Annotated in this window: 13 protein-coding genes; all 13 read left to right on the top strand. The window is 63.2% G+C overall.

Annotation, left to right across the window (positions count from 1 at the left end):
• Positions 1-92 precede the first annotated feature (92 nt).
• The 13 genes from GBEM_RS00900 to GBEM_RS00840 all read left to right on the top strand — a co-directional run bounded on the left by GBEM_RS00900 (position 93) and on the right by GBEM_RS00840 (position 13,495).
• Positions 93-497, top strand: a complete 405-nt coding sequence (locus tag GBEM_RS00900) for an NADH-quinone oxidoreductase subunit A (RefSeq protein WP_012528618.1) — start codon at positions 93-95, stop codon at positions 495-497.
• Positions 494-2,878: an NADH-quinone oxidoreductase subunit B/C/D gene (locus tag GBEM_RS00895; protein ID WP_012528617.1), complete on the top strand. Its 2,385-nt coding sequence runs from the start codon at positions 494-496 to the stop codon at positions 2,876-2,878. Before GBEM_RS00900 ends, GBEM_RS00895 begins: the two co-directional genes overlap by 4 nt.
• Positions 2,879-2,900: 22 nt before the next feature.
• Positions 2,901-3,371 carry an NADH-quinone oxidoreductase subunit NuoE gene (nuoE, locus tag GBEM_RS00890; RefSeq protein WP_012528616.1) on the top strand — a complete coding sequence of 157 codons (471 nt, stop codon included), beginning with the start codon at positions 2,901-2,903 and terminating at the stop codon, positions 3,369-3,371.
• Between the two features lie 9 nt (positions 3,372-3,380).
• Positions 3,381-4,646, top strand: a complete 1,266-nt coding sequence (gene nuoF / locus GBEM_RS00885; protein WP_012528615.1) for an NADH-quinone oxidoreductase subunit NuoF — start codon at positions 3,381-3,383, stop codon at positions 4,644-4,646.
• A 25-nt stretch (positions 4,647-4,671) separates the two neighbouring features.
• The gene (locus GBEM_RS00880; protein WP_012528614.1) at positions 4,672-6,618 is read left to right on the top strand and encodes a 2Fe-2S iron-sulfur cluster-binding protein; all 1,947 of its coding nucleotides are present in this window, start codon (positions 4,672-4,674) and stop codon (positions 6,616-6,618) included.
• Entirely contained in the window at positions 6,615-7,607 is a 993-nt protein-coding gene (gene nuoH, locus GBEM_RS00875) for an NADH-quinone oxidoreductase subunit NuoH (protein ID WP_012528613.1), read from the top strand. Before GBEM_RS00880 ends, nuoH begins: the two co-directional genes overlap by 4 nt.
• 46 nt (positions 7,608-7,653) lie before the next feature.
• Complete coding sequence (locus tag GBEM_RS00870; RefSeq protein WP_012528612.1) at positions 7,654-8,103, top strand: ankyrin repeat domain-containing protein; 450 nt, start codon at positions 7,654-7,656, stop codon at positions 8,101-8,103.
• 127 nt (positions 8,104-8,230) lie between these two features.
• The gene (nuoI, locus tag GBEM_RS00865; protein ID WP_012528611.1) at positions 8,231-8,761 is read left to right on the top strand and encodes an NADH-quinone oxidoreductase subunit NuoI; all 531 of its coding nucleotides are present in this window, start codon (positions 8,231-8,233) and stop codon (positions 8,759-8,761) included.
• Positions 8,762-8,782: 21 nt separating this feature from the next.
• Entirely contained in the window at positions 8,783-9,265 is a 483-nt protein-coding gene (locus GBEM_RS00860) for an NADH-quinone oxidoreductase subunit J family protein (RefSeq protein WP_012528610.1), read from the top strand.
• Positions 9,262-9,570, top strand: coding sequence for an NADH-quinone oxidoreductase subunit NuoK (gene nuoK / locus GBEM_RS00855; RefSeq protein WP_012528609.1), 309 nt, complete (start codon positions 9,262-9,264; stop codon positions 9,568-9,570). Before GBEM_RS00860 ends, nuoK begins: the two co-directional genes overlap by 4 nt.
• Before the next feature lie 163 nt (positions 9,571-9,733).
• Positions 9,734-11,605, top strand: coding sequence for an NADH-quinone oxidoreductase subunit L (gene nuoL, locus GBEM_RS00850; protein ID WP_012528608.1), 1,872 nt, complete (start codon positions 9,734-9,736; stop codon positions 11,603-11,605).
• 15 nt (positions 11,606-11,620) lie between these two features.
• Positions 11,621-13,105: a complex I subunit 4 family protein gene (locus GBEM_RS00845; protein ID WP_012528607.1), complete on the top strand. Its 1,485-nt coding sequence runs from the start codon at positions 11,621-11,623 to the stop codon at positions 13,103-13,105.
• A gap of 48 nt (positions 13,106-13,153) precedes the next feature.
• Positions 13,154-13,495: a GxxExxY protein gene (locus GBEM_RS00840; RefSeq protein WP_012528606.1), complete on the top strand. Its 342-nt coding sequence runs from the start codon at positions 13,154-13,156 to the stop codon at positions 13,493-13,495.
• Positions 13,496-13,573: the final 78 nt, after the last annotated feature.

The raw sequence follows: 13,573 nt of genomic DNA, 5'->3' as shown, positions 1-13,573 counted from the left end.
AAATAAGCGCCGTTCCAAATTGACTTTCATCGGCTCTACGTTAGATTATACGGGTTGCAGAAACCCCCTATCTTCTCATTGAAAGGCCAATGATGCCCGTTACCGCACAGCAAGTAGAATTAATTCCCCTTGCCATCTACACCCTCTTCGCGGTGGGGCTCATCGGCATCCTCTTGCTGGCGGCGCGCTACCTCGGTTCAGGGAAGGAAACCTCCGAAAAGCACATACCCTTCGAATCGGGGATGGTTCCCACCGGCAATGCCCGGCATGCATCCCAAGTCCCCTTCTACCTGATCGCTATCTTCTTCATAGTCTTCGACGTGGAAGGGGCCTTCATACTTGCCTGGGCCACCTCCTGGGACCTCCTTGGCATTCCAGGGCTGGTCCACATCACCCTCTTCATCACGGTGCTCCTTTTAGGGCTGGTCTGGCTCTGGATGAAAGGTGGGCTCGACTGGGGTCCTTCAGCCATGCGCGCGCGGGGTAAACGATCTTGAGCCAGGGTGACGACGACAAAATACCCGAAAACGTACTGCTCGCCTCCCTGGACGACATGATCAACTGGGGGAGGGCGAATTCTCTATGGCCGATGTTCTTCGGCCTTTCCTGCTGCTTCGTCGAAATGATGACCTCGTTTACCTCCCGCTACGACGTCTCGCGCTTCGGGGCGGAGGTGCTCCGCGGCACCCCCCGCGAATCCGACCTCATGGTGATAGCCGGCACCGTCTTCAAGAAGATGGCCCCCAGCATCCTCAGGCTCTACGACCAGATGGCCGAGCCCAAGTGGGTTATCTCCATGGGGAGCTGCGCCAACTCTGGCGGGATGTACGACGTCTACAGCGTGGTCCAGGGGGTGAACCAGATACTCCCGGTCGATCTCTACATCCCGGGTTGCCCGCCGCGGCCGGAGTCGTTCCTGGAAGGGCTGATGCTGCTGCAGCAAAAGATCCGCAGCGAAGAGCGCCCGACCCGCCCGGTGCTGAGGATGCAGGGGGGGACCCAGGGGACGGTGGCTCCCATCCTGGTGGACGGCGCCACCAAGTCGCGCGACACCCGGGGCCCCGGGATGGAGGGGATCGCCATACGCGGGAGCGCCATGCAGCCCCCCTACTTCGCGGCCCCGCGCTCCGACGAGCTCTGGCGCCCGAAACAGCCCCGGCTCCCCTACCCCGACTTCAATCTGCAGGCGGAACTGCAGGGGGCGTTCGCAGGCCAGGTGGTCCTGGACGAAACCGCCTGCGACATGCTGACCTACCGCGCGCCGGCGCGCCTGGTGCCGGAACTGCTCCGGCACCTCAAAGAGCGCAAGGAGTCCCCCTTCAGGCGCCTGGAGGACATCGCCTGCGTGGACGAGTCCTGCCGTCGCGACCGGGAAAAGTACAAGGATTTCACCGTCAATTACCACCTCACCTGCTTCGACACCCCGGGGAGGATCAGGATCAAGACCGAGCTTGAGGGGAGTTATCCCGAGGCCCCCAGCATCACCTCCGTCTTCCCGGTCGCCAACTGGTACGAGCGGGAAGCCTACGACATGTTCGGCATCCGCTTCGCCGGCCATCCCAACCTGAGAAGGATACTGATGCCCCCGGATTGGGACGGGCATCCGCTCCGCAAAGAGCACCCGGCCCGGGCCACGGAGCTTCCCCCCTACACGGCGGAAGACGCGCGCAGGCAAAAAGCGCTCCCAGCTGGCGACTTCTTCGACCGGGTGGACGACGAGACCCTGATCCTGAATTTGGGCCCGCAGCACCCCGGCACCCACGGCGTTATCAGGTTCGTGCTCAAGCTCTCCGGCGAAGAGATCGTCGACATGGACAGCGACATAGGCTACCACCACCGGGCCGCGGAGAAGACCGGCGAGCGGCAGAACTGGCACCAGTACATCCCCTACACGGACCGGGTGGACTACCTCTCGGGGGTGCAGAACAACCTGGCCTACCTGAACTCTGTGGAGACCCTCTGCGGCATCGAGATACCGGACCGGGCCATCTACATCCGGGTCATGCTCTGCGAGCTGTTCCGGATCGCGAACCACCTGGTCTGGCTCGGCACCTTCGCCTCCGACCTGGGCGCCATGACTCCGGTCTTCTACACCTTCACCGACCGGGAGAAGATCTTCGACATCGTCGAGTTCATCACCGGCGGCCGGATGCACCCCGCCTGGTTCCGGATCGGCGGCGTCGCCGAGGACCTACCCGAGGGGTGGCAGGAGAAGGTGCATTCCTTCCTGGAATGGTTCCCGGGAAGGCTCGCCGAGTACGAAAAGCTCCTCTCGGGGAACCCCATCTTCGTGGCGCGGCTGAAAGGTGTCTCCGCCATCACCGTAGACACGGCTCTTGAGTGGGGGATCACCGGACCCAACCTGCGCGCCTGCGACTTCGCCTGGGACCTCCGGAAGAAAATGCCCTACGGCGGCTACGACCGCTTCGAATTCGAGGTGGCGACGGCGCAAGGGGGCGACTGCTACGCACGCTACCAAGTGCGGATGGAGGAGATGAGGCAGTCGCTCTCCATCGTGAGGCAGGCCGCGGCCGGGATGCCGGGGGGGCGTTTCATCTCCCCTGACTACCGCTACACTCTGCCGCAGAAACGGGACGCCCTCGAAGATATCGAGTCGCTGATCCACCACTTCGTCAACTCCACCCGCGGCATCTCCCCCCCGAAAGGGGAGTGCTACGCACCCATCGAGGGGTCGAAGGGTGAGTACGGCTATTTCGCCGTGTCGGACGGGCTGCATACCGCCTACCGCATGAGGATACGGACCGCCACCTTTCCGCACATCCAGTCGCTTCCGGTGTTAAGCCGCGGCTGGCTGGTGTCCGATTTCCTGGCCATTCTTGGGTCGTTGGATTTCGTGCTTTCGGATTTGGACCGGTAATAAACGAGGAGCGGAAACGCTGATGATATCGGAAGCACTGAAAAAATCGCTGACCGAACGGGTGGCAGGCGCCATCACCCCGCGCGAGGCTGCGGTCGACGTGATGAAGGAACTGCAGGCGCACTACGGCTGGCTCACCGACGAGGCCGTCGCCGAGGCTGCCTCTCTCCTGGGGCTGTCGCCGCTGCAGGTGGAGGAACTGGCCACCTTTTACGAGATGATCTACCGCCGGCCGGTGGGTAAGAAGGTGATCCACGTCTGCGACTCCATCTCCTGCTGGTGCGCGGACTGCGACGGCATCATCGAGCACCTGAAAAAGCGGCTGGGGGTGGAGCTTGGGGGGACTACGGCGGACGGGATGTACACCCTTCTTCCCTGCGCCTGCATGGGAAGGTGCGGCGACAGCCCCGCGATGTCGGTGGGAGGGACCCCCTACGGGCACCTGACGCCGCATCTCGTGGACGAGATCCTGGAAAAGGAACGGCGGGCGTAAAAGGACGACATGGATCTCCCTCTCTTTCGACATAACCGCCGGGACCGCTCGGTCGCCTTCAAGGAGTACCGCTCCGAAGGGGGCTTCGAGGCGCTCAAGAGGGCGATCACGGGGATGACGCCGGCCGAGGTGCAGCAGACCGTCATCGACTCCGGCCTGCGCGGGCGGGGTGGCGCCGGCTTTCCGACCGGGAAGAAGTGGTCCTTCGTGCCGCGGGACCTCCCCGGGCCGCGCTGGATCATCTGCAACTGCGACGAGATGGAACCGGGGACCTACAAGGACCGGGTGCTCCTGGAGCATAACCCCTACAGCCTGATCGAGGGGATGACGCTCGCCTGTTACGCGCTAGGAGTGAGGCACGGCTTCATCTTCATCCGCAAGGGGTACGAGCAGGCCGCCGAGAATCTGGCCCGCGCCATCGACGAGGCAAAAAAGGAAGGGTTTCTGGGGGAGCGCATCCTCGGGAGCGAGCACTCCATCGACATCGACCTGCATCTTTCCGCCGGCCGCTACATCTGCGGCGAGGAGACGGCGCTCATCAACGCCCTGGAGGGGAAGCGCCCGAACCCGCGGCAAAAGCCCCCCTTCCCGGCGGTGAAGGGGCTTTGGGCCGGGCCTACGGTGGTGAACAACGTCGAGACCCTGGCCAACATACCGGGGATCCTCGCTCGCGGCGCCGCCTGGTTCAAGGGGCTGGCGATGAACCCAGAGGGGGCGGGCAGCAAGCTCTTCTGCGTGAGCGGATCGGTGAAGGACCGCGCCTGCGTCGAGCTTCCCATCGGCATACCGCTAGGCGACATCATCGACGGCCCCTGCGGCGGCATGCGCCTGGGAAAGAGGTTCAAGGCCTGCATCCCGGGGGGCGCCTCGACGCAGTTTCTCACCGCGGAGCACCTGAAGGTCCCCATGGATTACGACCCCGTCGCCAAGGTCGGCTCCCGGCTCGGCTCCGGCGGCATCATCGTCTTCGACCAGGACCACTGTCTGGTGGAGGCGACCCTGAACCTGATCACCTTTTTCGCCCGCGAATCGTGCGGCTGGTGTACCCCGTGCCGCGAGGGGCTGCCCTACGTGAGGGAGATTCTGACCAGGATCGAGACCGGGTACGGCAAGGAAGACGACATCGCCATCCTGCGCGAGCACATAAAGTACCTGAATTACTCGTTCTGCGCCCTGGCCCCCGGCGCCATGGCGCCGCTGGACGGGCTTTTGCGGCACTTCGAGGACGAGGTGCGGGAGCATATCGTGAAGAAGAAATGTCCCTTGAAGAAATAGGGCGAAAGGACCGTAGAGCTATCAGATGCCGAAGCTGATCATAGATGACATACCGGTGGAGGTCCCGCCGGGAACCAGCGTGCTGGAAGCCGCCCGCAGCGTCGGGATCACCATCCCGCACTTCTGCTACCACCCGGCGCTCGCCATCGCCGCCGCCTGCCGCCTCTGCGCCGTGAAGCTTCTGGACGGGCCGGTGAAGGGTATCCAGATGTCTTGCTCGCTCCCAGCGCAAGACGGGATGGTGGTCTCCACCACCGATCCCGAAGCGCTCAAGATGCGCTCGCTGGTCATCGAATGGCTCATGCTGAACCACCCTCACGACTGCCCGGTCTGCGACGAGGGGGGGGAGTGCCTCTTGCAGGACTTCACCATCGCCGGCGGTCACAGCCGCCGCAGGTATGTGGGCAAGAAGCGGACCTTCCAGAACCAGTACCTCGGTGAGGGGATCCACCACGAGATGAACCGCTGCATCGAATGCTACCGCTGCGTCAGGTTCTACCAGGAGTACGCCGGCGGCACCGATTTCGGCGTCACCGGGAGCGCGGGGCGGGTCTATTTCGGCAGGTTCGCCGAAGGAGCGCTGGAGTCCCCCTTCTCCGGGAACCTGGTGGATATCTGCCCGACCGGGGTCTTCACCGACAAGACGGGACGCTTCCGGGCGCGCTACTGGGACTACGAGTTCGCCCCCGCCGTCTGCCAGCACTGCTCGGTCGGCTGCAACACCTCGCCCCAGAACTTCCAGCGGGAGCTGATCAAGATCGTGGCGCGCAGAAACGACCAGGTGAACGGCTGGTTCATCTGCGACCGGGGGCGCTTCGACAAGGAGTACCTGAACGGCCCGCAACGGCCGCGCTACCCCGAGATCGGCGGCGCCCCGGGGGAATACCGCTTGGCCCTGGAGGCGGCGGCGAACCGCATCTCCGAGTTCTGCCTGCAAAACGGCCCGGCAGGCCTCGCCTTCGTAGGCTCCGGACGGCTCTCGCTGGAGGGGTGCCTGGTGCTCGCCGAACTGGCGCGGGTCGTGGGGGCGCCTGTTTCATATTTTGCCGAAGCGGCACCGGCGCAGGGAAGCCTCGCCGCGGTCCGGCTCCTGAACGAGCAGAACGCTGCCCGCATCCACGACATCGAGAAGGCGGAGTGCATCGCGCTCTTCGAGCTGGACCTTATGGAAGAGGGGGCCATGCTCTCGCTCGCGGTCCGGAAAGCGTCGCTAGCCGGGGCGCAGGTATTCCGCGTGGGAGGGGCAAGGGAGGGGGAAAAGCGCCAGCTCCCTTTCCGCTACCAGGAGGTTGCGACGCTCGACGAGGTTCCTTTCGAGGGAGGGTCCAAGGGAGTGGTCATCTGCGGCGCCGGTGGGAAGTCCCCCGAACTTCTCTCCTATCTCGCCTCAAGCGGCGCCAGGCTCGTGATGCTGCAACCTGGCCCCAACGCTTTCGGCGCCGCCCTGGTCAGCCTGGAAAGAAAGGGCGCCACCCTCTCCGACCTGGTCGAGTCGGGCCAGATCAAGGCGGTGGTCTGTTTCGAGGCGGACCTCCCCCCCTGGCTGCTGGAGCGGGTGGAGGTGCTGGCCTGCGCCGACTGGAAACGCGGCGGCTTAACCGAGAAGGCTTCCGTGCTCCTCCCCACCACCACCTGGGTCGAGTCGAACGGGACCAGCATCAACTACGAGGGGAGAGCGCAGCGCTTCCTGCGCAGCCGGCCGGCGGGGCTTCCGCTCAAGGGGCTGGACCCAAAGTACTACTCAAGCGAGACCGAGGCGGTCGCCCTGCACCCGCCCCACGTGCACCGGAACTACATCCCCGGAGGAGCTGAACGGGAGGCCTGGCGGGTCATGGCCGACCTGATGCTGGAACTGGGGGGCGAACCCGTCAACGAGCCGCTCACGGGTACATGGGGCAAACTGAGAGACCTTGATCCCGAGGGGGAAGGGGTGCGTATTTACGATCTCGTCTCCGCACAGGAATTATCATGACGACCTGGGACGCCTTAGACATAGCGCTTATGCTGGGGAAGATCGTCGTGCTCTTCGCCATCATCCTCACGCTCGCCGCCTACATGGTGCTGGCCGAGAGGCGCATCCTCGGCTGGATCCAGGATCGCATCGGCCCGAACCGCGTCGGCCCCTTCGGCCTGCTCCAGCCGCTGGCCGACGTCATCAAGATGCTCACCAAGGAAGACATGATCCCCAAGGCGGCGGACCGCTTCCTCTTTTCCGTGGCACCGGCGATGGCTGCTATTCCCGCCATTCTGACCTTCGCCATCATCCCGCTGGGGGCGCCGACCGTTCTTTTCGGACACGAAGTCAACCTCCAGATCGCCGACCTGGACGTAGGCGTGCTGGTCTTTCTCGCCCTTTCATCCATCGCCGTCTACGGCGTCGCGCTGGGCGGGTGGGCGTCCAACTCGAAGTACGCGCTCCTGGGGAGCATCCGGGGGCTCTCCCAGCTGATCTCCTACGAGCTCTCCATGGGGCTTTCGCTGGTTCCCGTGGTGATGCTGGCCAAGTCGCTCAGGCTCTCGGACATCGTCAACGCCCAGGCGCAGATGCCTTTCATCGTGTACCAGCCTCTCGCCTTCGCGATCTTCCTGGTCAGCATCCTGGCCGAGTGCCGCAGGATCCCGTTCGACCTCCCCGAGGCGGAAGGGGAACTGGTAGCCGGGTTCCATACCGAGTACTCAGGGATGCGCTTCGGCCTTTTCTTCGTGGGCGAATACATCAACATCATCTCGCTCAGCGCGCTCGCTTCCCTCTTTTTCCTGGGGGGGTGGCGCGGACCGCTTTTGCCGCCGATCCTGTGGTTCTTCATCAAGGTCGGACTTTTCGCTTTCGTCTTCATCTGGGTCAGGGGAACCCTTCCTCGTCTTCGCTACGACCAGCTCATGCACCTGGGCTGGAAGTTCCTGACACCGCTTGCTCTTCTCAACATTCTGGCCACCGGGTGGTGGCTGGCTTTACGATAGGGGGCGTTGTACCGGGCAATGTATTCTCACCAAAGGAGGAACTGCGATGACAACAACCGTGGAAGTCGAGTTGGGGGCAGGGTTCAGGGCACAGGTTGACGCCGTGGACAGAAACGGCCACACCGCGCTTATGGATGCCGCAAAAGCCGGTAACGTCACGAAAGTCAACGACCTGCTGGAACGAGGAGCGAATCTGTCCACGAGAAGCGGCAAAGGAAAGACGGCGCTGCATTTCGCCGCGGCACACGGCAGCGCCGAGGTAGTCAGATTGTTGTTGAGCAAAGGCGCGGAAGTCGACGCGCGGGACCGGGACGGCCACACGCCGCTGATGCTGGCCGCCAACTACGGCTGCACCGTGACCACCCAGCTCCTTGTGACTAGCGGCGCGGACCCGCTGGCCATGTCCTACAGCGGGAGCACGGCCCTCGTTTATGCCGAGAACAACTGCCACAAGCAAACCCTAGACGTACTGCTGAAATCGCTACGGCCCAACTAACCGCCCTCTTCCGGCAGACAGCCCAGGCTGTCTGCCGGGCCTCCGGCCCTCCCGGCAGATGCCAGGTTCCTCCGGGGCGGCTGAAATCGATCTCCCCAAGCGGCGCCCGTGCCGCAAACAGGAAAAGATGCCCATTCTGACCGACATAAAAGAGATCTTGACCGGCCTTTCCATCACCTTCAGCCATATCTGGCGGAAGCCCGTAACCGTGCAGTTCCCCGAGGAGCAAAGGCCGATGCCCCCCCGTTTCCGCGGCAGCATCGTGCTCACCCGGGACCCCGACGGCGCCGAGCGCTGCGTCGCCTGCTACCTCTGCTCCGGCGCCTGCCCCGTGGACTGCATCTCCATGGCCGCTGCCGAAGGGGAGAACGGCCGCCGCTACGCCGCCTGGTTCCGCATCAACTTCTCCCGCTGCATCCTGTGCGGCATGTGCGCCGAGGCGTGCCCGACCCTTGCCATCCAGATGTCGCCCGAGATGTTCCGCTGCAAGCGGCAGGTCATGGACATGGTGTACGAGAAGGAGGACCTCCTCATCGACGGCACCGGGAAGGATCCCGAATACAACTATTACCGGCATGCGGGAATCGGCGTGGTGCAGCCGCGGGGGAGCTCCCCCAGCGAGCAGGAACCTGCCGACCCGCGCAGCCTGCTGCCGTAAGAGAAATACCACCGGAGCGAAATGGAACGGACCATCTTCTACATACTTGCAGCCGTCACCGTGATAGGGACGCTCTGCGCCATCACGGCGCGGCAGGCGGTACGCGCCATCGTCTACCTGGTGACTTCGTTCTTCGCCCTGGCGCTCATCTTCTACCTTCTGGGCGCCCCCTTCGTCGCCGCACTGGAGGTCATCATCTATGCTGGCGCCATCATGGTGCTTTTCCTGTTCGTCATCATGATGGTCGAAGTAGCCTCCCCCGAGAAGCTCGCGAAGCCGGCGTTTTCCGACTGGTGGCCGGCGCTGGTCCTGGTCTTGGTCGTGGTCGCGTCGCTGACGGTGCTCGTCACCGGGCAGGCGCCGCCGGTACCGGGGGCCGGGGCGCAGACGGTACGCCAATTTTCCCAGGTACTCTTCACCCGGTACGGCGTCGCCATCGAGCTGGTTTCCATGCAGCTCCTCTTCGCGCTGGTCGGCGCCCTTTACCTCGGGAGGCGCAGATGACAATACCGCTGTACGAAGTGTTGATCCTCGCCTCGATCCTGTTCGCCATGGGGCTTGCCTGCGTCGTGGCTTGGCGCGCCAACGTGATTATGATGCTCATCGGCATCGAGATCATGCTGAACGCCGTGATGCTCACCTTCGTCGGAGGATCCGCCCACTGGGGGATCGCGGAGGGGCAGGTCTTCTCGCTGATGATCATGGCGCTCACTTCGGCGGAGGTGTCGCTGGCGCTGGCCATGGTGGCCTACCTGCACCGGCGCAAGCAGTCGGTGGATACCGACGACTTCAGCTCGATGAAAGGGTAGGAAAGGCACTCACCACAGAGGTACACAGAGGAACCACAGGGGAAAACCTGGAACCGAAAGACCTGAAGGCGGAACACAGAGGTCTCGGAGGTCCACGGAGGTTTTTCACCTCCCCCTCCCGCGAGGGGAGGGGGAACTGAAAGGCTAAGAACAAGGAGTATCGATGCAAACCTACCTATCCCTCATGCTTTTATTCCCGCTCTTCGGCTCTGTCGTCTGCGCCCTGGCGGGACGGAAACTGCCGCGCGTGCTGGTGGAGGTACTCGCCTGCGCGACGGTGTGGGGGAGCTTCGCCTGCGCGGCGCTGGCGGCCGCAGCCTATGGCGCGCCGCAAACGGTCATTATCGCGCGATGGTTCGCTTCATCGGACCTCCAGATCCCGGTCTCGCTCTACCTCGATCCTCTTTCGCTCTCGCTTTCCCTGATGGTCGGCTTTGTCTGCGGCCTGATCCACATCTACTCGGTCTTTTACATGCGAGGCGACGAGGACTACGCGCGCTACTTCGCCTTATTGAACCTCTTCGTCTTCGCCATGCTCGCCCTGGTCCTGGCAGAAAGCCTGCCGCTTCTCTACCTCGGCTGGGAAGGGGTCGGGTTCTGCTCGTACCTCCTCATCGGCTTCTGGTACCGGGACAAGGACAACGCCGACGCCGGCAGGAAGGCGTTCATCACCACCCGGATCGGGGATACGGCGCTCATGGTCGCCCTGGCCTGGCTGTTCCAGCTCTTCGGCACCCTCTCGATCACGCAACTAAACGGCATGGGCTTTCTCATGCCCGGCTCGATCATCACCGCCCTCGGCATCCTCTTCCTGATCGCCGCGATGGGTAAATCGGCCCAGGTCCCGCTCATGGTCTGGCTCCCCGACGCCATGGCCGGCCCCACGCCGGTCTCGGCTATGATCCACGCGGCGACCATGGTGACGGCCGGCGTCTACCTGCTGGCGCGCATGCTGCCGCTGATCGGTTCGTCCCCGACGGCCATGGCCGCCATCGCCGTCACCGGCGGCGTCACCGCTTTTTACGGGGCCACCTGCGCCCTGGCGCAGCGCGACCTGAAGCGCGTGCTGGCCTTTTCCACCATCAGCCAGATCGGCTACATGATGCTCGGGGTCGGCGCGGGCGCCGTCACCGCCGCAACCTTCCACCTGCTCGTGCACGCCTTCTTCAAGGCGCTCCTGTTCCTCGGCGCTGGCTGCGTCATAACCGCCATGCACCACGAGCAGGACATCTTCAAGATGGGGGGCCTGCGGCGCACCCTCCCGGTCACCTTCTGGAGCTTCCTCGCCGGAGCCGCCTGCCTGGCCGGGCTACCCCTGACCGGCGGGTTCTTCAGCAAGGACAGCATCCTCTTGGCCGTCTGGCACAAGGGGGGGCTCTTGTACCAGTCCCTGTACCTGTTCGCGCTCCTCACCGCGCTCATCACCGCCTACTACACCTTCCGCATGGTCTACCTCGTCTTCGGCGGCTCCTCCCATGCCGCTCATGAGACAGGCGGGCTGAAGACCATGCAGGCAGTCTTGATCCCGCTGGCGCTCTTGGCCCTCTTCGGCGGCATGCTTGACCTTCCCGCCTACTTGGGCGAAGGGTTCCTGGGCAGCCTGTTCGCCGGGGTCCCGGGAGGGAAAATGGTCGAGGGTCCGGGCAATGAGGAAATGGCGCTGCAGGCGATAGCAGGTGCGCTGGCCCTGGCTGGGCTTGTGGCCGCGCACGTAAGGTACGGCCGGGGACGGGAGCAACGGATCGAGGAGGCAGGGGACGAGTCCCCGCTCTTCGCGTTCCTTTTGAAGGGATGGTACTTCGACGCCTTGTACGACATGCTCCTGGTCCGCCCTTACCAGGCGGCAGCCAGGGTTCTCTGGCAAAAGGTAGACGAAAGGATGATAGACGACTCGCTGGACCGGCTGGCGGGCGGGGTTGGCTGGACCGGCACCTGGCTTGGGCGCTGGAGCACCGGCCGCGTCTCGATTTATCTGCTTAGTTTCGCCGCCGGGGTCGCTTTCATGATCGGCTACCTCGCCTGGATTTTCATCTAACACGGGACACCTGCGATGACACCTGACTTCCCGATACTTTCCGTGCTGGTCTTTCTGCCGCTTGCCGCGTCGCTGCTCCTTGTGGCGTTGCGCCCTGCGCAGGCGCTGGCGCGGGGTTTCGCCCTGGCAGTGGCCCTGGTGGAGCTGGCCCTCGCGGCTTTCCCGCTTCTCGGCACCTCGCTGTCCGCTACCTACCCTAGTGCGCCCAAGGGCTTCTTCCTGTTCGAGGACCTCCCCTGGATCGAGCGTTTCGGCATCCGTTACACCCTCGGCATGGATGGCATCAGCCAGATCATGGTGCTCCTGACCTCGTTCATTACCGTCGTCGCCGTCCTCATCTCATGGAAACAGATCAAGGAGCGGGCGCCTGTTTACTATGCCCTGCTGCTCGCCCTGCAGTGCAGCATCCAGGGCGTATTCCTCAGCCTCGACCTGTTTCTTTTCTACCTTTTCTTCGAGGCGATGCTGATCCCCATCGTGTTCCTCTCCGGCGTCTGGGGTGATGGGCGACCGGTTTATTCGGCCATCAAGTTCTTTCTCTATACCTTCGTCGGTTCCCTGCTCATGCTGGTCTCCATCATCACGCTCTACCTGATGCACGGCGCGCAGACAGGGAGCTACACCTTCGCCCTCCCCGCTTTGGTGCAGACCAGCGTCCCCTATGGCCTTGCCCTCTGGCTTTTTGCCGGGTTCCTGGTGGCCTTCGCGGTGAAGATCCCGCTTTTCCCGCTGCACAGCTGGCAGCCCGACGCCTACGCCGATGCCCCCATCGCCGGGACCCTGATCCTCGCCAGCCTGCTTTCCAAGACCGGCGCCTACGGCCTGATCCGTTTCGCCTATCCGCTTTTTCCCGAAGCCGCCCGCGCCTTCACCCCCGTCCTCTACCTGGCCGCCGTCTTCGTGATCAGCTATGGCGCCTGGATTGCCTTCGCCCAAAAGGACATGAAGCGGCTGGTGGCGTACTCCAGCCTCAGCCACATGGGTTTCATCGCCCTGGGGATAGCCGCCTGGAGCCCGCTAGCCCTGTCCGGAGCGCTTTTGCAGATGGTGAACCACGCCGTCACCACCGGGGCCCTCTTCGTTGTGGTGGGAATGCTGGACGAGCGTGCCGGCAGCAGGGATCTCCCCGCCTACGGCGGCATCTGGGAAAAGGTCCCGGCGCTGTCGTTCTTTTTCCTGTTCTTCTGCATGGCCTCCGCCGGGCTGCCAGGGTTGAACAACTTCGTCGGTGAGTTCTTGGTGCTGGTGGGGGCGTTCAAGGTTGCGCCCGCAGCCGCCCTGGGCGCGTTTCTGGGTATCGTGCTGACGCTGATCTACACGGTGAGGCTGGTGCAGGAGGTGTTGTTCGTCAGGGAGAGGAAGCCGCTAGAGTTGAAGGATCTGACCATGAGAGAAGCCGGCGTCCTGGCCATCCTCGCGCTGGTAGCCGTGTACCTGGGCGTTCATCCCAGCCCCGTGCTGGAACTGTTTAAAGGGCCGATCGCGTTGCTGGTCAAGTAAAGGCACTCACCACAGAGGAACACAGAGGAACCACAGAGGAAAAACCTCATGGATCCAAATCTTGTCACCGGTCATATCATTGATGCCGCCATGAAGGTTCATACTGCCTTGGGTCCTGGACTTCTGGAAAGTGCATACGAGGCGTGTTTACTGTACGAATTGCACAAAAGAAAAATGGCTGCATCTTCACAAATTATTCTGCCAGTACGGTACGACGGTTTGAAAATAGACGTAGGCTACCGGATGGATCTCCTTGTCGAGAACAAAGTGGTGGTCGAACTGAAGTCGGTTGATTTCCTACAACCCATTCATACAGCACAATTGCTGACGTACCTGAAATTGAGTGGGAAGGACCTGGGCTGCTTATTAACTTCAATGTCCCTCACCTGAAGGATGGAATTCAACGTTTTGTGCTTTAGGTTTTCCTCTGTGTACCTCTGTGGTGAGTGCTTTTGTTTCTGGAGAACC

It is taken from the genome of Citrifermentans bemidjiense Bem (genome assembly GCF_000020725.1).
GTDB lineage: Bacteria > Desulfobacterota > Desulfuromonadia > Geobacterales > Geobacteraceae > Geomonas > Geomonas bemidjiensis.
The sequence above is the reverse complement of the archived record's forward strand: the minus strand, read 5'-3'. Positions and strand labels throughout refer to the sequence as shown.

What these genes read in the sequence shown, in the direction of transcription:
- GBEM_RS00900 (WP_012528618.1), top strand. Translation starts at nt 93, where the DNA reads ATGCCCGTTACCGCACAGCAAGTAGAATTAATTCCCCTTGCCATCTAC.
- nuoE (WP_012528616.1), top strand. Translation starts at nt 2,901, where the DNA reads ATGATATCGGAAGCACTGAAAAAATCGCTGACCGAACGGGTGGCAGGC.
- nuoF (WP_012528615.1), top strand. Translation starts at nt 3,381, where the DNA reads ATGGATCTCCCTCTCTTTCGACATAACCGCCGGGACCGCTCGGTCGCC.
- GBEM_RS00880 (WP_012528614.1), top strand. Translation starts at nt 4,672, where the DNA reads ATGCCGAAGCTGATCATAGATGACATACCGGTGGAGGTCCCGCCGGGA.
- nuoH (WP_012528613.1), top strand. Translation starts at nt 6,615, where the DNA reads ATGACGACCTGGGACGCCTTAGACATAGCGCTTATGCTGGGGAAGATC.
- GBEM_RS00870 (WP_012528612.1), top strand. Translation starts at nt 7,654, where the DNA reads ATGACAACAACCGTGGAAGTCGAGTTGGGGGCAGGGTTCAGGGCACAG.
- nuoI (WP_012528611.1), top strand. Translation starts at nt 8,231, where the DNA reads ATGCCCATTCTGACCGACATAAAAGAGATCTTGACCGGCCTTTCCATC.
- GBEM_RS00860 (WP_012528610.1), top strand. Translation starts at nt 8,783, where the DNA reads ATGGAACGGACCATCTTCTACATACTTGCAGCCGTCACCGTGATAGGG.
- nuoK (WP_012528609.1), top strand. Translation starts at nt 9,262, where the DNA reads ATGACAATACCGCTGTACGAAGTGTTGATCCTCGCCTCGATCCTGTTC.
- nuoL (WP_012528608.1), top strand. Translation starts at nt 9,734, where the DNA reads ATGCAAACCTACCTATCCCTCATGCTTTTATTCCCGCTCTTCGGCTCT.
- GBEM_RS00845 (WP_012528607.1), top strand. Translation starts at nt 11,621, where the DNA reads ATGACACCTGACTTCCCGATACTTTCCGTGCTGGTCTTTCTGCCGCTT.
- GBEM_RS00840 (WP_012528606.1), top strand. Translation starts at nt 13,154, where the DNA reads ATGGATCCAAATCTTGTCACCGGTCATATCATTGATGCCGCCATGAAG.